This is a genomic window from Arachnia propionica (assembly GCF_003932785.1).
Lineage (GTDB): Bacteria > Actinomycetota > Actinomycetes > Propionibacteriales > Propionibacteriaceae > Arachnia > Arachnia propionica_B.
In genome coordinates, this window is sequence record NZ_RQYT01000021.1 from 15,604 (window position 1) to 36,140 (window position 20,537).

At 72.2% G+C, this 20,537-nt stretch carries 25 protein-coding genes; 5 read left to right on the forward strand and 20 right to left on the reverse strand.

Annotation, left to right across the window (positions count from 1 at the left end; genetic code table 11):
- Positions 1 to 87: 87 nt before the first annotated feature.
- From EII35_RS09340 to ssd, 10 genes are all read right to left on the reverse strand, one after another.
- Positions 88 to 1,581 (reverse strand): DUF7059 domain-containing protein, encoded by a 1,494-nt coding sequence (locus EII35_RS09340; protein WP_125228204.1) that lies wholly within the window; start codon positions 1,579 to 1,581, stop codon positions 88 to 90.
- 28 nt (positions 1,582 to 1,609) lie between these two features.
- Positions 1,610 to 1,972, reverse strand: coding sequence for an Rv3654c family TadE-like protein (locus EII35_RS09345; protein ID WP_125228205.1), 363 nt, complete (start codon positions 1,970 to 1,972; stop codon positions 1,610 to 1,612).
- On the reverse strand, positions 1,969 to 2,361 hold the full coding sequence (locus EII35_RS09350; protein WP_125228206.1) for a hypothetical protein: 393 nt from the start codon (positions 2,359 to 2,361) through the stop codon (positions 1,969 to 1,971). The genes EII35_RS09345 and EII35_RS09350 overlap by 4 nt, the downstream gene beginning before the upstream one ends.
- Before the next feature lie 5 nt (positions 2,362 to 2,366).
- Positions 2,367 to 2,576 (reverse strand): DUF4244 domain-containing protein, encoded by a 210-nt coding sequence (locus tag EII35_RS09355; protein WP_125228207.1) that lies wholly within the window; start codon positions 2,574 to 2,576, stop codon positions 2,367 to 2,369.
- A 70-nt stretch (positions 2,577 to 2,646) separates the two neighbouring features.
- Positions 2,647 to 4,911 (reverse strand): DEAD/DEAH box helicase, encoded by a 2,265-nt coding sequence (locus tag EII35_RS09360; protein ID WP_125228208.1) that lies wholly within the window; start codon positions 4,909 to 4,911, stop codon positions 2,647 to 2,649.
- Between the two features lie 205 nt (positions 4,912 to 5,116).
- Positions 5,117 to 6,025: a hypothetical protein gene (locus EII35_RS09365; protein WP_125228209.1), complete on the reverse strand. Its 909-nt coding sequence runs from the start codon at positions 6,023 to 6,025 to the stop codon at positions 5,117 to 5,119.
- 38 nt (positions 6,026 to 6,063) lie between these two features.
- Positions 6,064 to 6,657: a type II secretion system F family protein gene (locus EII35_RS09370; protein WP_185744249.1), complete on the reverse strand. Its 594-nt coding sequence runs from the start codon at positions 6,655 to 6,657 to the stop codon at positions 6,064 to 6,066.
- Positions 6,654 to 7,427: a type II secretion system F family protein gene (locus tag EII35_RS09375; protein WP_125228211.1), complete on the reverse strand. Its 774-nt coding sequence runs from the start codon at positions 7,425 to 7,427 to the stop codon at positions 6,654 to 6,656. The genes EII35_RS09370 and EII35_RS09375 overlap by 4 nt, the downstream gene beginning before the upstream one ends.
- The gene (locus tag EII35_RS09380; protein ID WP_125228212.1) at positions 7,424 to 8,560 is read right to left on the reverse strand and encodes a TadA family conjugal transfer-associated ATPase; all 1,137 of its coding nucleotides are present in this window, start codon (positions 8,558 to 8,560) and stop codon (positions 7,424 to 7,426) included. Before EII35_RS09380 ends, EII35_RS09375 begins: the two co-directional genes overlap by 4 nt.
- Complete coding sequence (gene ssd / locus EII35_RS09385; RefSeq protein WP_185744250.1) at positions 8,560 to 9,531, reverse strand: septum site-determining protein Ssd; 972 nt, start codon at positions 9,529 to 9,531, stop codon at positions 8,560 to 8,562. The genes EII35_RS09380 and ssd overlap by 1 nt, the downstream gene beginning before the upstream one ends.
- Positions 9,532 to 9,657: 126 nt before the next feature.
- Here ssd and EII35_RS09390 point away from each other — a divergent pair, with 126 nt between their 5' ends.
- Positions 9,658 to 10,428, forward strand: a complete 771-nt coding sequence (locus EII35_RS09390) for a class I SAM-dependent methyltransferase (RefSeq protein ID WP_125228214.1) — start codon at positions 9,658 to 9,660, stop codon at positions 10,426 to 10,428.
- Between the two features lie 32 nt (positions 10,429 to 10,460).
- Positions 10,461 to 10,907 (forward strand): phage holin family protein, encoded by a 447-nt coding sequence (locus EII35_RS09395; protein ID WP_125228215.1) that lies wholly within the window; start codon positions 10,461 to 10,463, stop codon positions 10,905 to 10,907.
- Here the strand turns inward: EII35_RS09395 and EII35_RS09400 are convergent.
- The 5 genes from EII35_RS09400 to EII35_RS09420 are packed head-to-tail and all read right to left on the reverse strand — an operon-like array spanning position 10,885 to position 13,074.
- A complete protein-coding gene (locus EII35_RS09400; RefSeq protein WP_185744251.1) occupies positions 10,885 to 11,532 on the reverse strand; it encodes an NUDIX hydrolase in 648 nt (215 codons plus the stop codon). The genes EII35_RS09395 and EII35_RS09400 overlap by 23 nt on opposite strands.
- A complete protein-coding gene (gene nth / locus EII35_RS09405; RefSeq protein WP_125228217.1) occupies positions 11,511 to 12,125 on the reverse strand; it encodes an endonuclease III in 615 nt (204 codons plus the stop codon). The genes EII35_RS09400 and nth overlap by 22 nt, the downstream gene beginning before the upstream one ends.
- Complete coding sequence (locus EII35_RS09410; RefSeq protein ID WP_125228218.1) at positions 12,122 to 12,586, reverse strand: RidA family protein; 465 nt, start codon at positions 12,584 to 12,586, stop codon at positions 12,122 to 12,124. Before EII35_RS09410 ends, nth begins: the two co-directional genes overlap by 4 nt.
- A complete protein-coding gene (locus tag EII35_RS09415) occupies positions 12,586 to 12,744 on the reverse strand; it encodes a DUF4177 domain-containing protein (RefSeq protein WP_125228219.1) in 159 nt (52 codons plus the stop codon). Before EII35_RS09415 ends, EII35_RS09410 begins: the two co-directional genes overlap by 1 nt.
- A 45-nt stretch (positions 12,745 to 12,789) precedes the next feature.
- Positions 12,790 to 13,074 (reverse strand): WhiB family transcriptional regulator, encoded by a 285-nt coding sequence (locus EII35_RS09420; protein WP_125228220.1) that lies wholly within the window; start codon positions 13,072 to 13,074, stop codon positions 12,790 to 12,792.
- Positions 13,075 to 13,473: 399 nt separating this feature from the next.
- Between EII35_RS09420 and EII35_RS09425 the strand changes: the two genes are divergently transcribed.
- Positions 13,474 to 14,028 (forward strand): WhiB family transcriptional regulator, encoded by a 555-nt coding sequence (locus EII35_RS09425; RefSeq protein ID WP_125228221.1) that lies wholly within the window; start codon positions 13,474 to 13,476, stop codon positions 14,026 to 14,028.
- A 20-nt stretch (positions 14,029 to 14,048) separates the two neighbouring features.
- On the opposite strand, the gene EII35_RS09430 is transcribed toward EII35_RS09425, so the two are convergent.
- Genes EII35_RS09430 through pheA form a run of 3 tightly spaced genes read right to left on the reverse strand, consistent with a single transcriptional unit; the run spans position 14,049 to position 17,023 of the window.
- Positions 14,049 to 14,819, reverse strand: a complete 771-nt coding sequence (locus EII35_RS09430) for an HAD family hydrolase (RefSeq protein ID WP_185744253.1) — start codon at positions 14,817 to 14,819, stop codon at positions 14,049 to 14,051.
- Between the two features lie 14 nt (positions 14,820 to 14,833).
- A complete protein-coding gene (serS, locus tag EII35_RS09435) occupies positions 14,834 to 16,099 on the reverse strand; it encodes a serine--tRNA ligase (RefSeq protein WP_125228223.1) in 1,266 nt (421 codons plus the stop codon).
- Between the two features lie 21 nt (positions 16,100 to 16,120).
- Complete coding sequence (gene pheA, locus EII35_RS09440) at positions 16,121 to 17,023, reverse strand: prephenate dehydratase (RefSeq protein ID WP_125228224.1); 903 nt, start codon at positions 17,021 to 17,023, stop codon at positions 16,121 to 16,123.
- A gap of 67 nt (positions 17,024 to 17,090) precedes the next feature.
- Here pheA and EII35_RS09445 point away from each other — a divergent pair, with 67 nt between their 5' ends.
- Entirely contained in the window at positions 17,091 to 17,594 is a 504-nt protein-coding gene (locus tag EII35_RS09445) for a WXG100 family type VII secretion target (RefSeq protein ID WP_125228225.1), read from the forward strand.
- A 298-nt stretch (positions 17,595 to 17,892) separates the two neighbouring features.
- Here EII35_RS09445 and aat read toward each other — a convergent pair whose 3' ends face one another.
- A complete protein-coding gene (gene aat, locus EII35_RS09450; protein WP_125228226.1) occupies positions 17,893 to 18,606 on the reverse strand; it encodes a leucyl/phenylalanyl-tRNA--protein transferase in 714 nt (237 codons plus the stop codon).
- Positions 18,607 to 18,716: 110 nt separating this feature from the next.
- On the opposite strand from aat, the gene EII35_RS09455 reads away from it, so the two are divergent.
- On the forward strand, positions 18,717 to 19,397 hold the full coding sequence (locus tag EII35_RS09455) for an EcsC family protein (RefSeq protein WP_260465083.1): 681 nt from the start codon (positions 18,717 to 18,719) through the stop codon (positions 19,395 to 19,397).
- On the opposite strand, the gene alr is transcribed toward EII35_RS09455, so the two are convergent.
- Positions 19,376 to 20,500, reverse strand: a complete 1,125-nt coding sequence (gene alr, locus EII35_RS09460; protein WP_125228227.1) for an alanine racemase — start codon at positions 20,498 to 20,500, stop codon at positions 19,376 to 19,378. The genes EII35_RS09455 and alr overlap by 22 nt on opposite strands.
- Positions 20,501 to 20,537 lie beyond the last annotated feature (37 nt).

The following is a 20,537-nucleotide window of genomic DNA, read 5'->3' on the forward strand; positions in this document are numbered from 1 at the left end:
GGTGCATGGGAACAATAGCCCACGCCCCAACGCGGGGGTGTGAATCCCCTCCTGGCGGCACGGGCATCTCCGGTCGTTGCCACCCCCTCACCCGGGGGCACCGCCCCTTCCCGTGGCGACACCGACCAGGTACTGCTCCTCCAGTGCCTGCCGGACCACCGGCAGCACCTCCGCCGCCACCTCGGCCACATCTGCCTCCAGGAGATGGGCCACGGCCGCCACGGTCCGGCCGACCGTCAGCTCCCCGTCGAGGGCGCCCAGCACCGCCCCCGTGACGGTGCTCAAGCGCAGACCCCGCAGCAGTCCCGTCCGCTGCCTGAGCACCAGGTGCTCCGGATCCGCGGCGCCCGGCTGCCCCGTCGTCTCCGTCACGACGTCGGTGAGGACGGGGGCGAGATCCAGGAGCTCGGCATCCGGCAGGGACGCCGCGTCGAGGGCACCGGCGTGGTTCGCGAAGACCTGCCCCACCGGCTGCGCCACCGCGTGCGGCCACGACTCGCAGCGGATCGCGGGCTCCTCGCGCCCCGAGCGGCTGAGCAGCAGCCACCCCATCCCGACCTCCGTCACGCCCAGGGCGTCGAAGTAGTCGAGCCAGCGACGATAGGCGGGCTCCCACCCAGGGGTCCCCGCCAACCCGGCGTCGGTCAGCCACATCTCGATGTAGGCGAACCGGTCCAGCCGCTCCCGTTCGAACACGAGGAGGTCGCAGCCGGAGCCCGCCACCCAACCCGCGAGACGTTCCTCCCACGGCTGGTCCCCGGTGATGGCCCAGTTGGTGAGCAGCTGGAGGTGCCCTCCGGGGCTCAGCAGATCCGGGGCCTGGCGCACGATCGTCGCCACGAGATCATCCCCGGTGAAGGTGGATTCCCGGTAGGTGAGCCGTTCCCCCTCGGGGGGACTCATCACGAACGGCGGATTCGACACGATGAGGTCGAACCGCTCCCCACGGACCGGCTCGAAGAGCGATCCCTCCCGGAAGTCGACGTCCATCCCACTCAGCGCGGCCCCGAAGCGCGCGAGGTCGAGGGCGCGGGGATTGAGATCCGTGGCGACGACCTCCCGACAGTGGCGGCTCAGGTGAAAGCTCTGCACACCGCAGCCGGTGCCGAGGTCCAACGCCCGCCCCACCGGGGTGCGCATGGTGATCTGGGCCAGGGTGAGCGAGGCCGGGGAGGCCCCGAGCACGTAGTCGGGCCGGGTCGGTGTGACGTGACCATCCAGCCCCGGGGTGAGGTCGCTCACGAGCCACCCGGAGGCCCCGTCGTCGGGCGAGCCATAGGGTCGAAGATCCACGACGGCGCGGCAGCCGTCGCCGACGATCGTCAGCACGCGGGCCTGGACGAGCGCATCCAGGTGGGGCCCGAGGGCGGCCTCGACGGCGGCCGGGCGGACCGCCTGCTGCAGCAGGAACAGCCGGATGAGCACCGCCTGGGGGTCGTACTCCCCCGCCAGCGCCACATCCGATGGGATCGTCGAGTTGCGCCCCAGCCCGGCCTGACCGGCCACCCCGATCCGCTCCAGCACGGCGTCGGTGGTGTAGTCGTGAGCGAGCAGGGTCTCCCTGAGGCCGTCGAAGTCCATGACCCCACTGTGCCATCCCCATCGCCCGTCACCCCGTCCCGGCACTCGAGGTGCGTTCAGCCGCGAGACCGACCTGACCGAGCCCCGCCCCGAGCGGCACCCGGACCGTGACCTCCACGACGAAGCTGCGCCGCTGCCCGAGCACGTGACACCCCGTCAGTTCCGCCTCGTTGGCCTCCGCCGTGAGCGCGGCCACCTCGCAGCCGTCCCCGCCGGCGGCGAAGGCCCTCGCCGCGGCCAGGGCCGTCAGGTCGGCCGCACCATGGGCCCGCGAGTCCGACACGAGCCATCCCACGAGGACGGCCGCACCGACGGCCAGCGCCACCAGGGCGAGGATCATCCCCGCCGCGAGCATCGTCCCGGAGCCGCGCTCGTCGAAACGCGCGGTCATGGTCCACGCCCCGGCTCCCACGGCACGAAGGCGCTGGCGCTGAGCGGCACCGCACCCAACCCGGGGATCGGCACCTCCTTCGCGAGCACCACCTCCACGCCCTTGCGGGTGTTCACCGTGCTCAACTCCACCCCGGCGGGGGCCCGCCCCAGCGCCTCATCCGCGGCGCGCCGGTCCCCGCGCGCCAGGTGCCGGGCCACCTCGGTGCTGCTGGTCTGCAACTCCGCCTTGACCACCCCGAGCAGGACCACACCCGCCAACACCCCGAGCATCGTCACCACGGCCAGCAGACCCAGCGCCAGCTCGACGGTGACCATGCCCCGCTGACCGCCGCCACGCCCCCCGGACCGGGCCGGGGAGCGTGGGACGGGATGAGCCGTCCCACGCATGACCGTCAGCTGTGGGGAGCGACCTTCACGAAGAGATCGGTGATCCACTTCATCATCGTGTCGAAGATGGCGTTGTCGTTGAAGATGCGCAGCAGCAGCATTGCCGCGGCGGCCGCCCCGAGCAGGCCGATGGCGTACTCGACGGTGGTCAGCCCCCGCTCAGCGAGACGACGGGCGGGCTTGGCGGAGCGGCGCACAGGAATCAGAGCGGACATGGTTTCCCCTTTCGGATGATCCCGGACGACTGTCGACCGGTGACATCCACACCATGGACAGCCGGAGCCCTCAGGAACGCTTGTCCACAGGTCGGAGCAGCTGATCGAGGAGGTCCGTCGCGGCCGCCCTGTCCAACATCTGGTTGGCGTTGCCGCACTTCGGGGAGACGACGCAGGCCGGGCAGCCGTCGTCACAGCGGCACTGCCGCAACCGCTCCAGCGTCGCGCCCAGCCATTCCTCGGCCACCTCATACCCCCGGGCTGCGAAACCGGCTCCTCCGGCCAGGGCATCGTGGACGAACACCGTCGCCAGGCCCGTGTCCGGGTGCAGGGCCGTCGAGACGCCGCCGATGTCCCACCGGTCGCACGGGGCGAAGGCGGGCAGCAGGCCGATCGCGGTGTGCTCCGCGGCGTGGGCGGCGGCACCGACCGCCAGCTCCCGCGCCACCGTGCCGGGGGTGATCCGTCGCGCGATCCGCTCCGGCACCGTGTACCAGACCGCCTGGGTGACGAGGACGTGCTCGTCACACTCCAGCTCGGTGGCGTCGAGGACGTCGTGGGTCACCTCGTCGCGCCGGAGATACCCCGTCACCTGCCACGTCAGCCGCACCTCCCCGAAGCACACCTCCGTCGCCCCCAGCGGCTTGCGGCTGAGTTCCCGGACGATCTCGATGTCCCGCCGCGACTCCGGCACGGTGTACCAGGTGGGGCGGGAGGCGATCACGAGGGCCTGGCGCTCCGCCAGGTTGAGGGAGGTCACGATGAACGGCTGGCCCTGGTGCAGGTAGACCGCGCCGACGTGGACGGTGCGATCGGCGGCCTCTGGGTCGACCACCCCGATGACGGCCCCCGTCGAACGCTCGATGATCTCGACGGGTCTCGGTCCGGTGGCGCGCAGGTCGATGTGGTCCACCGCCCGGTCGGGACGGGTCCAGAACCAGCGGCCGCCGCGGTCCCGCAGCACGCCCCCCGCCACCAGATGCGCGGCCAACGGCAGCGTCGTCGGACCGAACCAGCGGGCGTCGTCGGCACTGAGCGGCAGCTCCTGCGCGGCGGCGGCCAGGTGCGGGCCGAGCACGTGGGGGTTGCCGGGATGGCAGACCGCGGCCTCGACGGGGCTGTCGAGCACCAACTCGGGGTGGGACAGCAGGTAGGCGTCGAGGGGATTCTCGCTGGCGAGCAGCACGACGAGGGACTCCTGCCCGGCCCGACCCGCCCGGCCGGCCCGCTGCCAGAACGACGACAGTCTCCCCGGGAAGCCGGAGATGAGCACGGCGCTGACCCCGGAGACGTCGATGCCCAGCTCCAGCGCGCTGGTGGTGGCCAGGCCGAGGATGCGTCCCTCCTGCAGGGCCGCCTCGAGGTCCCTGCGTTCCGTCGGCAGGTAGCCGCCCCGGTAGGAGGCGATCCGCGACGGCTCGACGGCGAGTTCCGCCGCGGCCAGGGCAGTGAGCTCGGCCCCGGTCCTGGCGGGGACGAAGGCGAGGGCCTGGGCGCCGGCGTCCGCGAGTCCGGCCAGCAGCCGGGCCGTGTCGTGCCGCAGCGTGGTCGACGGCTGCCACAGCACGACGGTGCGCGGCGGTTCCGGGGCGGTGGACTCGGCGACCACCGCCACCTCGTCCTCCCCGATGAGGGCCCCGGCGAAGCTCGCCGCGTTGGGGGCCGTCGCGGTGCTGAGCAGCACCGTCGGGTCGGCGCCGTGGTGGGAGGCGAGGCGACGCAGCCGCCGGATCACCTGCGCGACGTGGGCCCCGAACACCCCCTGGTAGTGGTGGGCCTCGTCGACGACGATGTACCGTAGCCCGCCGAGCAGCGCCGCCCACCGCTCGTGGCGGGGCAGGACGGAGAAGTGGAGCATGTCCGGGTTGGTGAGCACCAGGTGGGCGTGCTCCCTGGCGAAGCGACGTTCGGCCTCGTCGGAGTCGCCGTCGAGGGTGCCGATCCTCACCCCGTCGGGCGCCAGCTCGGTGGCTGCGCGGGCCTGGTCGTGGGCGAGGGCCTTCGTGGGGGCCAGGTACAAGGTGGTGGGGCGGCGACGGAGGAATCCCCGCGCCGAGATGGTGGCCTCCCCGCAGGCGGCGGTGAACACCGGCATGAGGTAGGCAAGGGACTTGCCGCTGCCCGTGGGGGTGCAGATCGCGGCGTGGCGTCCGGAATGGGCGAGATCGGCGAAGGCCACCTGGTGGGTGAAGGGGCGTTCCAGCCCGGCGTCCCGCAGCGCGGCGAGGACCGAGTCGGGCAGCCACGCCGGCCATTCACCATGGCCGCCGGGACGCCCGTCGAGGCGCCGCACCGTCACGGCCTCGTCGGCCGAGGTCACCCAGTCCCAGTTCACCGGCACCACTCTGCCATCCCGACCACCGCCCCGCCGGTTCGCCTGTCTTGAGTCCGGTTCGCCTGCCATTTCCGCGGCTCGCCTGTCCTGTTGGGCAGGCGAAGTGAAAGAAGGCAGGCGTTTCCCACCCAAGGCAGGCGAAACCAGTGGGAGGTAGACGGAGCGACGGCGGGCAGGTGCGGCGGCGGGACGGCGAGACGTCGCCTCACAGCTCGACGGTGTACCAGCGCGGGCCGTCGAAGAGGTGGGCTCGGGATCCCCGGCAGCTGACGGCGCTCCACCGGCCGGGCGCGACGTCGATCGCCAGTCTGCCCCGCCCGGTCTCGACGAACCTGTCCCCCTCGATGCGCCCCGTCACCCACCGCAGCGGGTCGTCGTAGCTCCCGATGAGCCCGACCCGGTTCCCGGAGACGACCAGACCCAGCGGGCCGTCGACGTTCCTCGTCGGGATGAGCCGGGAGTGTCCCGACTGGATGTGCAGCAGCGGGAAGTCCGGATACGGGCACGCCCACACCTCGTCGTCGCCGACGTTGAGGGCGTAGACGTCGGCGATGATGCTCAGCCCTGCACCCCAGCGCCTCCCGAGGTCCCTGGACCAGGCGACGATGCCGTCGCTGCCGAGCGGCTCCCGCGTTCCGGACCCGGTCCCCCAGCCCCGATTCCCAAAGACCCCCTCGTCGAAGTAGCCGGTCCAGACGGTGTCGTCGGGCGCGACCACGAGGTGCTGGATGCCGTCGCCCAGGCAGCCCTCCCGGGTCACCCGGCCGTCCCGGTCGATCACCAAGGCGTTGTTCTCCGGGCCGGAGGACCTGAAGTGGCAGCGGGCCCCGACCACGAGGAAGGAACCGTCCGAGAACTCCTCGATGAAGGGGAAGGTGACCGGGACGGCGGCGGGGACGCAGGACAGCGGCGTCGTCGAATCGGCGTAGGAGGCCAGCACCACCGGCACCGGCTCCGCCAGCCGCGACACCGCCTGATGGTTGACCCGGGGTGGGTCCGCCAACTCGGTGCTCGTCGCCCACATCGCGACCGGACCACTCACCGAGACCGCGGCGGCGATCAACTGGTCCGCGCCCTCCGGGGGCTCGAGGACCCCGCAGTCCAGCACCTCCATCCGCGATCTCCCCGTCCATGGCTCCCACGGCCCTCTGGTCAGCCGAGGAACCGACTCACGAGCGAGGCTACCAACGGCACGACCCCCAGCAGCACGAAGGCGGGCAGGAAGCAGGCCATGAGCGGCTGCACCGATTTCACCCCCACCGCGCGTGCGGCCCGCATCGCCTCCTCCCTGCGGCGACGCCTGGCCTCCTCCGCGTGGACGCGCAGGCTCTCGGTCATCCCGGTCCCGCTGCGCAGCGACCGGGCCAGATCCCGGGCGGGCAGCCCCCACACCGGATGGTCCGCGAGTCCCAGCCAGGCCTCGCTCGGGTCCCGACCGAGATGCAGGGCAGAGACCACCCCACCCAGCACCTCCGCCGTCGCCGCCGGGCTGAGGTCCCGCATCGTGCCGGCAGCCGCCGTGAGCGTCGCCCCGGATTCCAGGCACACCGCCATGAGTTCCAGGGTCTGGGGCAACTCCGCCGCGACGCGGCTCCTCCCCTTGCGCCGCCCCGGCCGGAGCCGCTCCCACCACCGCCCCGACCGTCCCTGCGGCCGCGGGTCCTCCCGGATCCGCGCCAGCCGATCCGGCGGCCAGGCGAGCAGCACCGCCGCGGCCAGCCCCAACCCGACCAGCAGCCCGGTCATGGCGTCACCGCCAGCCGCTCGGTCCACACCAACCCGATGGCGACCAACCCCACCGCCGCCAGCACCAGCCATCCGCCCGCCGGATGGCCCAGCAGGAACGCGAGCGGGTTCGCGCCCGCTAGGAATCCCAGGCCGAGGGCGAACAACGGCAGCAGCGCCAGCACCCGGGCGCTCCCCCTGGCCATCGACAGCTCCGCCGTCACCACCCCGCGCAGCTCCCGCTCGGCGCGCAGGGCGTCCGCGACCTGCACGAGCACCGACGCCACCGGCGCCCCCAACCGCTCCGCGATCCGCCACGCCACCGCGAGCTGCCCGAAACCCTCCCGCCCCGGGGCCTCCGCCACCGCGGCCAGGGCGTCCGGGACATCCGCACCCAGCCGGGCCGTCGCGACGACGGGGGCCAGCGCCGCGCAGTCCTTCGCCGCCTCCGTCAACGCCGAGGTGGGGATCCGCCCCGCCCGCAGCAGCAGCGCCAACCCCAGGATGGCCCGGGCGGTTTCCTCCTCACGACGCCGCAGCCGCCGCTCCCGCATCGTCCTGGCGGCCAGCCACGTCGCCGTCGCCGCGGCCACGGTCCCGGCCGACACCCACGCCACCGCCCCGCCGCCGCCCAGCAGGACCGCCACCAGCGGCGGCACCGCCCACAGCGCCCGCGGCACACCCCTGCCGCGCCTTGGCCGCGGCGAGGACTCGAGCCGACGCAGCGAGGGCCGCGACCCGAACAGCACCAGCACCGCCACCGCGACGAGCACGCCGACGAGCCAGCTCACGGCACCCACCCCAGCCACCGCTCGAGCCGTTGCCTTCCCGGGCCCGGCTCCTGGCCGCCGTCGTGGAACCGCCACGCCGGCACCACCTCGACCAGCCCGTCACCGGCGCGCTGGCACACCCCCACCTCGGCGAGCCGCCGACCCCCGTCGGCCTCGCGTCGGAGGTGGAGCACAACCCGCAGCGCGGAGGCGACCTGCGCGTGGCAGGCCTCCCGCCCCAGCCCACCGAGGGCCGCGAGCGCCTCCAGCCGGGCCGGGACGTCGTCGGCGGAGTTGGCGTGGATGGTGCCGCAGCCGCCCTCGTGCCCGGTGTTGAGGGCCGTCAGGAGGTCCACGACCTCAGCCCCGCGCACCTCCCCCAGCACCAGCCGGTCCGGGCGCATCCGCAGCGCCTGCCGCACCAGCGCGGTGAGCGTGATGGCGCCGTGCCCCTCGTTGTTCGCCGGTCGCGCCTCGAGACGGACGCAGTGCGGATGCTCCGGCACCAGCTCGCGGGAGTCCTCGACGAGGATGATCCGCTCCCCCGCCGGCACCTCCGCCAGCAGGGCCGCCAGCAGCGTCGTCTTGCCCGTCCCCGTGCCCCCAGAGACCAGATGGGGCAACCGGCGCGCGACGATGGCCCGGCACAGCTCCAGCCCCAACGGCGTGAGCGACCCCGACTCGCGCAGCCGCGCCAGACTGAACCGTCGGGAACCGGGGATCCGCAACGAGATGCACGTGCCGGGGCTCGCCGTCGGCGCGAGGACCGCGTGGAGCCGCACCCCGCCCGGCAACCGGGCGTCGACGAAGGGCTGCGCGTCGTCCAGCCGCCGACCCGCGTTCGCCGCCAACCGGATGGCCAGCCGCCGCACCGCCTCGTCGTCGGGGAAGCCGAGCCCGACGACCTCCAGGCCCGCGCCCCGGTCCACCAGCACCTGGTCCGGGCCGTTGACCAGCACATCCGTGACCTCCGGATCCGCCAGCAGTTCCTCCAACGGCCCGGCCCCCACCGAGTGGCGACGCAGCTCGTCCAGCGCCTCCCGCAGCGACCGATCCGTCACCACCACCCCCATCGCCCGCATCGCCACGGCGACGTCGGCCGGGGTGTGGGGGCGGCCGAGCCTGCCCAGCCGCTGCTGCAACTCGTCGAGCATCACCGCACCTGCTCCAGCACCCGTCGCGAGTCCCGGGCCAGCCGCCTGGCCAGCCGGGACCCCACGCTGATCCCCTCCGCCGCCAGCCGCGGCACCCTCGGATCCTCGCGCACCTGCCCGATCAGCGGCGCCCCCAGCGCCTCGGCGACGGCGTCGGCGGCCAGCGCCCTGCCCCTCCCGCGACGCACCAGCACCCCGACGCCGTGCTCCCCCCACACCTGGGCGGCCGCGACGGAGGAGACATCCGCGCCCACCAGCCTCAGGACGAGGGCCTGACCGACCGACCACGCCCGGGCGGTGTCGCACCCGGCGTCGACCACGACGAGGTCATGGCTGCGGCGCAGGGCCCGCAGCACGGAGTCCACGGCCTCACGACCCGGGTCCCGCCCCAACCGGCGACCCCGCGGCAGGACCTGCACCCGGTCCACCGTCGCGAGATGCGGGGTCAGGTCCCCGATCTCCCCCTGCGCCTCGTGGAGGTCGTCCCAGCTCATCCCCGCCTGGGTCTCCGCCCCGAACAGCAGGTCCAGGCCGCCGCCGCGGGCCAGCTCAACCGCCACGGACCTCAGCCCCGCCTCCGCCGCCCGGGTGGCCAGCGCCGCGCACAGGGAGCTCACCCCCAGGCCGCCGCTGGCCCCCACGACCGCGACGACACGCCCCTCCGCACACTCGGCCCCGCCCGCCGTCATGGCCTCCGCCAGGCGCGACGCCTGATCGGGCAGCAGGAGTGCGGGAATGGACAACTCCGCCGACCGACGCAGCAGCTCCGGCTGGTCGAAACCGACGACCCACGTGCCCGGCGGGGCACCGAGGCCCGCCACGCCCGACGCCTGATCCGCGCCGACGAGACGCAGCGACGCCGCCTGCCACAGTTCCCTGAGCTGCTCGCGCCCACGGACCAGGGTCAGCTCGACGCCGAGCGCCAAGGCTGTCGACTCAACGGTCTCGATGAGGGTCGGGTCGCGAGACACCAGCAGAGGTGACGAGGATTCAACAGTGCTCACATCTACACTGTGGGCAACCGCGAGCCCGATCGTTCATCGAGATTGAAATCGGTGGATAACCTGAACCACACCGGCCCCTACCCACGAGAAGAGATGTCGAAGATCAACCCCCTGCCCCCCGAGGCCCTCACCTGGCTGGCCGTCTGGCCAGGGGTGCGAGGGCTCACCATCGGCAGCCACCAGCTGGCCCGCCGACTGCTGGAGGCCGGGCACACGATGTTCGCGATGGCGCACGAGGAACGCGACATCGACCGGCTCCGCGGCGGCGTCGGCATCACCCCGATCTGGGCCCGCCCCGAGGCGATGCCGATCGACCCGTGCCAGTTCGACGTGGTGTTCTGCCACCAGAGCTTCCACCACTTCGACGCCCCCCGCTCCCTCTCCGAGATCGCCCGGGTGCTGCGTCCCGGCGGCTGCTTCTCCGCCTCGTACGTCGTCCGCGACGACTCGGTCCCGTGGGTGCGGCGCCTCACCGCGCTGCTGCGCCACTACGACCCGATGGCGATGCGCGGCGAGTACGGCCACGACTCGCTGGACGCGATCGACCAGTGCAAGTACTTCCCCGAGGTCGAGCACCGCGCCTTCAGGATCTGGCAGGAGATCTCCCTGCCGGAGCTGCAGAAGCTCGTCGCCTCGCAACCGCTGTCCCGCAACCTCTCCGAGACGCAGTCCCAGCGGCTCCGCGACGAGGTGCGGGAGCTGTTCGAACACGCCGTGCGCCCCGGGGAGAACCTCAAACTGCCGTTCCAGCTGCTGGCGTGGCGCGCCTGGGTGAACCACGACGAGCTGACCGCCCCCGTCGCTCCGCCCGAGACCGGCATCCGGATCGACGTCCAGGTTCCCCAAAACCCCCGGTGGTCGTAGGGTAGGAACAACCTCGTGGCGAAAGGACGACCATGGCACAGCCCAATGCCTTCCAGCTCCTCCGGGACTCCCTGACGGAGTTCGTCTCCCGCGAGAGCGAGCTGGCGAAGGCCGAGATCCTGCCCGCGGCCAAGCACGCCGGAATCGGGTCCGGCCTGGTCGGCGGCGCGGTGGCCTTCCTGCTGCACGCCATCTGGATGCTGGTCATCACGATCGGTTTCGGGGTGGGCTGGATCTTCAACGCGTTGGGCGTCTCGTTCATGGGATCCCTCACCCTGGGCTTCCTCGTCTCCCTGATCCTCGCCGTCCTCTTCGCCGTCATCCTGGCGCTCCTGGCCCGCCGTCGGTTCCGGAAGGTCAAGGCCCCGACGGCGACCATCGAGGAGGCGAAGGCCACCTTCATCGCCCTCACCGACTCCCTGGCGGGTCAGCCCAGCGCGGTGTCCCCGCCCGACCTCACCGCGGAGCTCGATCACTGACCCGATCCCGCAGGAAGCGCTGCGGGACGGGCACGTGACGGTCCCTGGGCCAGGGTCGCTCCCAGCCGCCCACCCGGAGCACCGCGTCGAGCAGGTGGGCGGTCAGCCCCCAGATGAACCACTCCCCCGACGTGAACGCGGGACCGCGGTAGCCGCCGGGCAGGGTGGCCGTCACCCGGGTCGCCGGGTCCGCCAGGTGCCGCAGCCCGGGCCGCAACACCCCCGCCACCTCCGCCGGATCCGACGGGGTCAACGCGACGGGCTCCTCCCACGACGCAACGACGGGGGTCACCCGGTAGCCGCTGACCGGCACCCAGGCCGGGGGCAGGCAGCCGATGGGGGTCACGAGTCGCGGGTCGAGCCCCACCTCCTCCGTCGCCTCCCGCAGCGCCCCCTGGACGGGGTGCTCGCCGTCGTCGAGGCCGCCGCCGGGGAAGGAGATCTGTCCCGCGTGGGCGCGCAGCCCCGCGCTGCGTTCGGTCAGCAGCACCGTCGGGTCGGGCTCGTCGCTGAGGAGGATCAGCACGGCGGCACGACGCGCCCCCTCGGGGGCCGCCCCGAACTGGCCGAGCCGACGGGGCTCCCCCGCCGCCAGGGCAGCCCTCAGACCTGCGAGCTCGGACACAGATCCTCCAGGACACAGTCACCGCAGGCGGGCCGGCGGGCATGGCAGACGCGACGACCGTGCCAGATCAACCGATGACACAGCATGACCCACTCGGGGGCGGGGAATCGCTCCGCCACGGCCCTCTCGACGTCGTCGGGGCGGGCGGAGTCCACCCAGCCGAGCCGGTTCGCCAGCCTGATGACATGGGTGTCGGGGGTGATCCCGGGGACGCCGAAGGCGTTGCCGAGGACCACGTTCGCGGTCTTCCGCCCCACCCCGGGCAGCTTCACGAGCGCGTCGAGGCTGTCCGGCACCTCGCCGTCGTGATCCGCCACGAGCGACGCGGAGAGCGCCACCAGGGAACGCGCCTTGGTGCGGAACAACCCGAGCGAGGAGATCACCGACTCGACGTCGGCGACGTCAGCGCCGGCGAGGTCCTCGGGGTCGGCCCAGCGGGCGAAGAGCCCCGGGGTGACCTCGTTGACGCGGGCGTCGGTGGTCTGGGCCGACAGCACCGTGGCGACGAGCAGCTGGAAGGGGTTGTCATACCGAAGCTCGCAGTGGGCGTCGGGCCATGCCGCCGCGAGCCTCACCGCGACCTCCGCGGTCACGCCTGTCCGTTCAGCTCCGCGACGATCTCCACCTCGACAGGGGCGTTGAGCGGCAGGACCGCCACCCCGACGGCGCTTCGGGCGTGGGCGCTGCCGAACACCTCGCCGATCAGCTCGGAGGCGCCGTTGGCGACGGCCGGCTGGGCGGTGAACGACGGATCGGAGGCGACGAAGACGACGACCTTGACCACCCGGGCGATGCGGTCGAGCCCGCCCGCGGCCTCGGCGGCCGCGGCCAGGGCGTTGAGCGCGCACTGGCGGGCGGCGGCGACGCCGTCGGCCTCGTCGACCCCGTCACCGAGGCGCCCGGTGACGGTGAGGGCACCGTCGCGCATGGGCAGCTGCCCGGAGGTCCAGACCTGGTCACCGACCCGCAGCGCGGGGGTGTAGGCCGCGAGCGGGGTGACGACGGCGGGGAGTTCGAGCCCCAGGTCGGCCAGTCGCTGGGAGGGGGTGGACATCAGCCGGCCAGGGGGCGCTTGAAGTATCCGACCATCGTGTCAGGGTTCGGTCCGGGCGCGATGGCGACGAGTTCCCAGCCCTCGGATCCGAAGTTGTTGAGGATCTGCTGGGAGACGTGGCTGAGGATGGGGGCGGTCAGGTATTCCCACTTGGTCATGCCCCAAGCTTGCCACGTCCGTCGCCGCCACGACGGGTTCCACCCTCAGCTGGCCTTGGGCAGCTGCCCGTAGGTCTGCAGCAGGTCCCGCCAGCACTCGATGTCGGGCCGGGTGCGCAGCAGGTGACGACGCTCGCGCTCCGTCATGCCTCCCCACACCCCCCACTCGATGCGGTTGTCCAGTGCCTCGGCGAGGCACTCCATCCGTACCGGGCAGCCCATGCACACGTTGCGTGCCCGCTTCTGGTCCTTCCCCTCGGGGAACAGTGCATCAGCCATGTCACGACACCTGGCCTGAAGCGTCCAGTCACTCACTTCTGCCAAAGACATCCATGCCCTCCCTCGCGCATCGACACTTCGTTCATCGACGACGCTAGCGCATTCCCCGCGAAAGCAAAAGTGGTAGTAGGAGGGCTCGCGGTGGGCGAATCCGCTCCGGCTGCGGCTCGGGGTCGACCCTGAGGGGGCACCGGGGGAAGCCGGGGGCGCCTCAGGGGAGCCGCTCACCCGCCCAGCCGAAAGTTGGACAGCTCCGTAACCAAAGTGCTTGTCACGTCGAGGTTGACGGGACGGGGCCCATGAGTACGGATACTCACGCCGGACTGTGCTCCGTACTTGGTCAAGTCGGGTAGTACCCCCTACGGAATTCTCTGTTTCACGGCGTTCGATTCCGACACTCTGGAAGGGCAGCAACGAAACAGCAGCCCGACGGGGCAGGGAGGAACCACGATGACCATCGCGCTCGACACCACCATCCCTTGCGTCAAGTTCGCCGCCCTCTACCAGAACCCCCTGCTGGAGGACGAGGCCGGACGCGAGAGTGCCGCCGAGCGCCGTCAGCGCGCAGCGCTGACCGCCCGGGCCGCAGCACTCTGCGCCGGTTGCCCGTTCCGTGAGCAGTGCCTGACCGACGCGGTGGTCGGCCACGACGTCGCCGGGTTCGTCGCCGGAACCACCGAGCCGCAGCGCCGCGAGATCCGCGCCCGGCTCGGCGTGACGGTGGCCCCCGTCGACAACGACACCTACGCCGGGGTGAACTCCGGCCGCTCCTTCAACCAGGAGGAGATCGCCCGGCTCCGCACGGCGAACCCGACCCAGCCGCTGTCCAGCATCGCGGCTCGGCTCGGCTGCTCCGTCTCGACGGTGAAGCGTCACCTGCGCAAGGCCAACGCCATGAGCAAGGCCCCCAAGCCGGTGCGTCCCATGCCCCCGACGAAGGCCCAGGTCATGCAGGTCGCCGCCGAGGTGGTGGCCCCGGAGCCGACGGGCTCAGTCGCAGCCTGACCCGCGGACCCGAACACCCCTCAGCTGCCGGGGAACCAACGGTCGAGTTCGATCACGGTCCCCCCGGCCCGGAAGTCGGCGGTGACGTGGTCGGCGACGGCCCTGACCTCGTCGGGGGCGTTGCCCATCGCGACCCCACGCCCCGCCCAGGTGAGCATCTCGATGTCGTTGCGGCCGTCACCCAGGGCCAGCACATCGGCCTGATCCACCCCGAGGTCCGCGCAGACCCGGGCCAGGGCGTGGGCCTTGTCCACGCCGAGTGGGGCGATGTCGAGCCAGGCGGACCAGCCGACGAAGTAGGACACCTCGTGGAGGCCCAGGGAGTGGACCATCTCCTCGAAAACCTCCTCGGAGCTGTTCGGGTCGCGGATGACGACCCGCGCCGCCGGCTTCGTCCCGAGCCTCTCGATGGGTTCGATCACCATCTCCCCGTGGAGTTCCCCCGGCGGGAACGGCCGGGACACCCGCCACCCCAGGCCGTCCTGGACGGCGATCGCCGCCTGTGGCGCGATGCTCGCGACCTTGGCGATGGTCGCCGCCGGGTCGAAGCACACCTCGTGGAGGAGTTCCAGCGGGGGGTAGCGCAGGATCTGGGCGCCGTTGGCGCAGATGACCGGCCCGGGGGGCAGTTCCAGCTGATCCCAGGCCAGCTTCGTCGACACCCACGAGCGCCCCGTCGCGAGGACGACGGGCACCCCGGCGGCGAGGACCCGGTGCACGGCGTCCCTGATCGACGGTGGGAGGTTGCCCTCCGCGTCGACGATGGTGCCGTCGATGTCGAGGGCGACCAGCCGGGGCGTGAACGTCATCGCAGCACGTCCACGCCGCCGAGGAACGGTCGCAGGGCCTCGGGCACGTGGACGGACCCGTCGGCCTGCTGGTGGTTCTCCAGCAGCATGATGATGATGCGAGTCATGGCGCACAGGGTGCCGTTGAGGGTGGCGACGTGCTCGGTGCCGCCGTCGGTGCGGTAGCGGATGCCGAGCCGCCTGGCCTGGAACTGGGTGCAGTTCGAGGTGGAGGTGACCTCGCGGTAGCGCTGCTGGGTGGGCAGCCACGCGTAGCAGTCGTACTTCCGGGCCGCCGACAGGCCGAGGTCACCGGAGGCGACGTCGAGGACCTGGAACGGCAGCTCCAGCGCAGTCAGGAACTCCTTCTCGAAGCCGAGCAGCTTCTCGTGCCAGGCGGCGGCATCCTCGGGGCGACAGTGGATGAACATCTCCACCTTGTCGAACCAGTGGACGCGGAAGATGCCGCGGGTGTCCTTGCCGTAGGACCCGGCCTCGCGGCGGAAACAGGGCGAGAAGGCGGCGTAACGTCGCGGCAGCGACTCGGCGTCGAGGATCTCGTCGCTGTGGTAGGCGGCCAGCGCCACCTCGGAGGTGCCGACGAGGTACAGGTCGTCGGCGGGAAGGTGGTAGACGTCCTGCGCGGCCTGCCCGAGGAAGCCGGTGCCCGCCATCGCGGACGGCTTGACCAGGGCCGGGGGGATCATCGTCGTGAAGCCCCACTCCGAGGCCTTCGCCATGGCGAGGTTGAGCAGGGCCAGCTCGAGCTGCGCCCCCACCCCGGTCAGCACGTAGAACCGGGAGCCGGAGATCTTCGCGCCCCGCTCCATGTCGATGGCGCCGAGCCGTTCCCCGATCTCCAGGTGGTCCCTCGGGGTGAAGCCCTCCGCCTCGAAGTCGCGCGGGGTGCCGACGGTCTCGATGACCACGCCGTCGTCCTCGCCGCCGCGGGGCACCCCGTCGGCGACGATGTTGCCGAGCCCCATGACGAGTTCGTCGAACCGGGTCGACGCCTCGTCGGAGGCCTCCTTCGCCGCCTTGACCTCAGCCGCGAGCTCCCGGGTGCGGGCCAGCAGCTGGGCCTTCTCCTCTCCCTGCGCCCGCGCGACCTGCTTGCCCAAGCCGTTCTGCTCGGCCCGAAGCTGCTCGAACCGCGCGATCCCGGAACGCCTGGCCTCGTCCGCGGCGAGGATCTCGTCGACGAGCTCGACGGACTCACCGCGCGCCTGCTGCGAGGCGCGGACCGCGTCGGGATGGGTGCGGATGAACTTCGGATCGATCATGGGGGACAGCCTACGCCGCCCTCACCCTCCGAGGCCCTCCAACCAGCGACCGGCCTCGTCGAACGCCTCGTCGTCGAAGCCGCGACGGACGACGGCGGTCTGCTCGTCGGCCCGCGGGTAGGAGCCGAGGAAGACCACGTCGCGGCAGATCCGGTGCAGCCCGAGCATCGCCTCCGCCAACCTCCGGTCGGCGAGGTGCCCCTCCGCGTCGATGGCGAAGCAGTAGCTGCCGAGGAAGGTCTTGGTGGGGCGCGACTCGATCCGGCACAGGTTGACACCCCGCACCGCGAACTGCTGGAGGATCTCCAGCAGGGCGCCGGGGTGGTCCTCGTGCATGTAGGCGACCAGCGTGGTCTTGTCGGCACCGGTGCGTTCCGGCAGCTGACCGGGGCGGGCGACGACGATGAACCGGGTGACGGCGCCCGGGTTGTCCTCGATCGAGTGGGCGAGCTCCTCCAGCCCGTACAGCTCCCCGGCGACGCGGGCGCAGATGGCGGCGTCGTGGCGCGACGACGGGTCCGCGACCTCCTGGGCGGCGCCCGCCGTCGACCCGGCCTCGGTGACGTGGGCGGTGGGGATCATCGTGGCGAGCCAGTCGCGGCACTGGGCGGCCGCGTGGCCGTGGGTGAGAACCGCCCGGACCTCCTCGAGGGTGGTCCCGGGGCGCACGTAGAGGCCGAACTCGACGGGGATCACCACCTCGGCCCGGATGACGAGGGGGTCGCCGTCGACGAGTTTGTCGAGGGTCGCGGAGACGCCCCCCTCGACGGAGTTCTCGATGGGCACGACCGCGCCGTCGACCTGCCCCTGCCTGACGGCGTCGAGGGCCTCCCCGACGCTGGCGAAGGGGACGGCCTCCTCGTCGGTGATGCTGAGGAGGGCCTGGTGGGTGAACGTTCCGGCGGGTCCGAAGTATCCGAGCACGGCCTCAGGGTATCGGGGTTCGGACACCGGCACCCCGGGCGACCGTGAGGGTGGGTAGGGTGGCGGAATGGGAAGGCAGCCAGCGGATCGGGACGCGATGCTTCGTGCCGCAGGGCAGGTCGAGGCCAGCCACCAGAGGATCCACGAGTTGCAGCGCCGCCTGCAGTCGGATCTGCCCCGCCTCGCGGCGGTGCTCGGCGGTGGCCCCTTCGAGGCCTTCCAACGCGACTACAGCGCCTTTGACTCGCAGTTCGAGCGGGTGAAACAGGAGCTCGACGCCGTCCACTCCTCCCTCACGGGGCAGCAGTCGCGGCAGGTCGTCGGTGAGCCCCTGCCCGATGCGGCCCCGCCGGTGGGGCCCGAGTTCCCGGGGGGCCTTCCCGACGGCGCGTCGGAGCTGGCCGGCGCCAATGTCGAGCTGAACTCGCTGCTCACCGCACTCAACTCCGAGTTGGAGGAGACGATGCCCGGCTGGGACGCCGAGGCGAGGAGCGCCTGGCAGTCGGCCCGCCGGTCGTGGGTGGAGGCCAACCGGCGCCAGTCGGAGATCCTGACGCGACTGCTGGGCTGAGCGGGGCACCCCGCCCCTCACCCCTCTCCCCCCGTCGGCCTCCTCCACGCGCTGGTTCGCCTGCCTTGGGTCGGAAACGCCTGCCTTCTTTCAAAACGCCTGCCGAACAAGACAGGCGAGCCACACCCAAGGCAGGCGAACCCGCGACAGGCAGGCGAAACCAGCACGGTCACGAATCGCCGTCCTGCTTCTGCTGAAACGTTTCAAACGACGGGCGGCTCACGGAAGCAGAACGGCGGTTCGTGCCCGGCCCTGCGTGGGCCGTTGGCGCCCCAGGCCCCGGTCCCGGGCGTTGGTCTCAGGCGTGGGCGGGGCCCCGCAGCGCCTCGACGAGCTCCCAGCCCGCCACGCGGGGCGGTCGGTCCGTCCACAGCGGCCCTGGTTCCTCCTCGAGCGCTGTCCCGAGCATCCCCAGGTAGGCGTGCCGTGGCACCTCCAGCGACCCCAGGGACGCCAGGTGTGGGGTCTGCCACTGCACGTCGAGGAGCTCGACACCGGCGGCCCGCAGGTCGACGACGAGCCTCATGAGCGCCACCTTGGAGGCGTCCCGGCCGAGCTCCGGATGGTGGAACATCGACTCGCCGGCGAACAGCCCGGCGATCCGGACCCCGTAGAGCCCCCCGACGAGCCGTCCCTCGTCGTCCCACGTCTCGACGCTGTGCGCGTACCCGGCCTGCTGGAGCGCGGTGTAGGCGAACGAGATCCGCTCGTCGATCCAGCCGTGGGGGCGGGCCGGGTCGGCGCAGGCGGCCAGCACCTCGGGGAAGGCGCGGTTCACCGTCGTCGAGTAGCGGGACGCCGACTTCCGCAGCGATCGCGGCACCCGCAACCGGTCGAGGGGCAGGATGGCCCTCGACATCGGGGACCACCACCCCATCCACGCCTCGAACGGCATCGGGAAGACACCGCACTGATAGGCGACGAGGGCCAGGGCAGGGTCGAACTCGTCGCTGTAGCCGATGAGGTCCCCCCTGGGCCACTGCTGTGGGGCTCCGAACACGGATTCGAGCACGGGGCAAGTCTTGCAGGTCCCGGGGCCTCGCGGGGCCCGTTCCCTGACCCTTCCCTGAACCGTCCCCGAACCCCGTTGGTCGGCGGCCCCGGCTGTGTCACCCTAGAGGGGTGACCGGGAACAACGACGCGCTGGAACTGGCGGACGGCCTGACCGCCGATGTCTTCCACCAGGTGCTGGAGATCGCCATCGAGGGCAGGGGGAAACTGCCGGGGGCCAGGAAGGCGGCCCGCAGTGTCCTGGAACGCACCCGCGACCCGGAGGCGGCCGTGAAATGGGTGGCGAACCAGCACGTCGTCATGGCCAGCGGGCAGGGCTTCGCGACGAACTGGGGCGGGTTCCTGCTGTCCCTGGTGACGATCCCCGCGAACCTCGCCGCCAGCATCTTCGTCCAGGCCCGGGCGGTCGCCGCGATCGCCCACCTGCGGGGCTACGAGCTGTCCGATCCGCGGGTCCGCACCGCGATCCTCATGGTGATGCTCGGCCCGAGCGCCTCCGGTCGGCTCATCGAGTCCGGCGAGTTGCCGACCTCCCCCGCCGCCGTCGCGACGGCACCCGCCTTCGACGCGAAGCTCGACGAACGCGTCTCCCGGGCCCTGTTCGAGAACGCGATGAACCAGGTGGGCGGAAAACGGCTCGGGGTGTTCATCGGCAAGCGCATCCCATTCGTCGGCGGTGGGGTCGGCGCGGTCGTCGACGGCTGGTCCACGGCTGCGATCGTGCGTCACGCCATGCGGGAGTTCATCTCCAGGCGCCCGCGGATCACCCCTTACGCCGAGGTGGTCGAGTAGGTCCTGGGCACCCGAGCGGTGATGAGGCACATCGTCTCGTAGGTGATGGTGCCCATGAGGTCGGCGACCTCCTCCACCGTGATCCGCTCACCCCCCTGTGCCCCGATGAGGACCACCTCGTCGCCCACCTCGACGGCGGGCTCGGTGGGGCCGAGGTCGATCATGGTCTGGTCCATGCAGACCCGTCCGACGATCGCGCGGGACCGGCCGCCCACGAGCATCCGGCCCCGGTTGCTGAGGAGCCGCGAGTAACCGTCGCCGTAGCCGACGGGGACCGTCCCCACCCAGGTGTCGACGGGGGCGGTCCAGGTGCGGCCGTAGCCGACGGTCTCACCCGCCCGGACGCGTTTGAGGAAGGACAGCCGCGAGGTCCAGCGCGCTGCGGGGGTGAGTCCCTGCCATGGGGTCGAGAGGTCGGCGCGACACCCGTAGGCCATGATTCCGGGCCTGACGAGGGTGGTGCCGGTGAGGTCATGGCCGAGGATGGCCCCGGAGTTCCCCGCATGCACCCATGGCACCTCCCCCACCTCACCCCGGATGTCGTCGGTGATGGCCAGGAAGCGACGCAGCTGGGAGCGGGTGAACTCCTCACCGTCGGGCGTGTCGGAGACGGGTAGGTGGGTGAACACCCCGTCGAGGCGAAGATTCGTCGCCCGGGCGACGGCGCGGGCGGTCCCGACGGCGGCGTCGGGTTCGGCACCCACCCTACGCATCCCGGTGTCCACTTTAAGGTGGACACGCGCAGTGGTCCCCACCTCCCGTGCGGCCTCGTCGAGGAGTGCGATCTCCCGGGTCGTGGCGACGGCGAGGGTGAGGTCGAGGGTGACGGCGCGGGCCATGTCCTCGGGCAGGACGGGGGACAGTTTGAGGATGGGGGCGGTGACCCCCGCGGCCCGCAGCATCTCCCCCTCCGAGACGTCGGCAACCCCCAGCCACTGGGCGCTGTCGTGCTCCGTGACGTGCCTGGCCACCGCCACCAGACCGTGTCCGTAGGCGTTGGCCTTGACGGGCAGGAGGACGGCCCTCCCGGGGTGGAGGCGACGCACCAGCGCGAGGTTGGCATCGATCGCCGAGAGGTCGACGTGGAGGGTGGTGGGCGTCATGGGTCCATCCTTGCGCACTCCGAGAGATGGCCGTGGG

What these genes read in the sequence shown, in the direction of transcription:
- EII35_RS09340 (WP_125228204.1), bottom strand. Translation starts at nt 1,581, where the DNA reads ATGGACTTCGACGGCCTCAGGGAGACCCTGCTCGCTCACGACTACACC.
- EII35_RS09345 (WP_125228205.1), bottom strand. Translation starts at nt 1,972, where the DNA reads ATGACCGCGCGTTTCGACGAGCGCGGCTCCGGGACGATGCTCGCGGCG.
- EII35_RS09350 (WP_125228206.1), bottom strand. Translation starts at nt 2,361, where the DNA reads ATGCGTGGGACGGCTCATCCCGTCCCACGCTCCCCGGCCCGGTCCGGG.
- EII35_RS09355 (WP_125228207.1), bottom strand. Translation starts at nt 2,576, where the DNA reads ATGTCCGCTCTGATTCCTGTGCGCCGCTCCGCCAAGCCCGCCCGTCGT.
- EII35_RS09365 (WP_125228209.1), bottom strand. Translation starts at nt 6,025, where the DNA reads ATGGAGGTGCTGGACTGCGGGGTCCTCGAGCCCCCGGAGGGCGCGGAC.
- EII35_RS09370 (WP_185744249.1), bottom strand. Translation starts at nt 6,657, where the DNA reads ATGACCGGGCTGCTGGTCGGGTTGGGGCTGGCCGCGGCGGTGCTGCTC.
- EII35_RS09380 (WP_125228212.1), bottom strand. Translation starts at nt 8,560, where the DNA reads ATGCTCGACGAGTTGCAGCAGCGGCTGGGCAGGCTCGGCCGCCCCCAC.
- EII35_RS09390 (WP_125228214.1), top strand. Translation starts at nt 9,658, where the DNA reads ATGTCGAAGATCAACCCCCTGCCCCCCGAGGCCCTCACCTGGCTGGCC.
- EII35_RS09395 (WP_125228215.1), top strand. Translation starts at nt 10,461, where the DNA reads ATGGCACAGCCCAATGCCTTCCAGCTCCTCCGGGACTCCCTGACGGAG.
- EII35_RS09410 (WP_125228218.1), bottom strand. Translation starts at nt 12,586, where the DNA reads ATGTCCACCCCCTCCCAGCGACTGGCCGACCTGGGGCTCGAACTCCCC.
- EII35_RS09415 (WP_125228219.1), bottom strand. Translation starts at nt 12,744, where the DNA reads ATGACCAAGTGGGAATACCTGACCGCCCCCATCCTCAGCCACGTCTCC.
- EII35_RS09420 (WP_125228220.1), bottom strand. Translation starts at nt 13,074, where the DNA reads ATGTCTTTGGCAGAAGTGAGTGACTGGACGCTTCAGGCCAGGTGTCGT.
- EII35_RS09425 (WP_125228221.1), top strand. Translation starts at nt 13,474, where the DNA reads ATGACCATCGCGCTCGACACCACCATCCCTTGCGTCAAGTTCGCCGCC.
- serS (WP_125228223.1), bottom strand. Translation starts at nt 16,099, where the DNA reads ATGATCGATCCGAAGTTCATCCGCACCCATCCCGACGCGGTCCGCGCC.
- EII35_RS09445 (WP_125228225.1), top strand. Translation starts at nt 17,091, where the DNA reads ATGGGAAGGCAGCCAGCGGATCGGGACGCGATGCTTCGTGCCGCAGGG.
- alr (WP_125228227.1), bottom strand. Translation starts at nt 20,500, where the DNA reads ATGACGCCCACCACCCTCCACGTCGACCTCTCGGCGATCGATGCCAAC.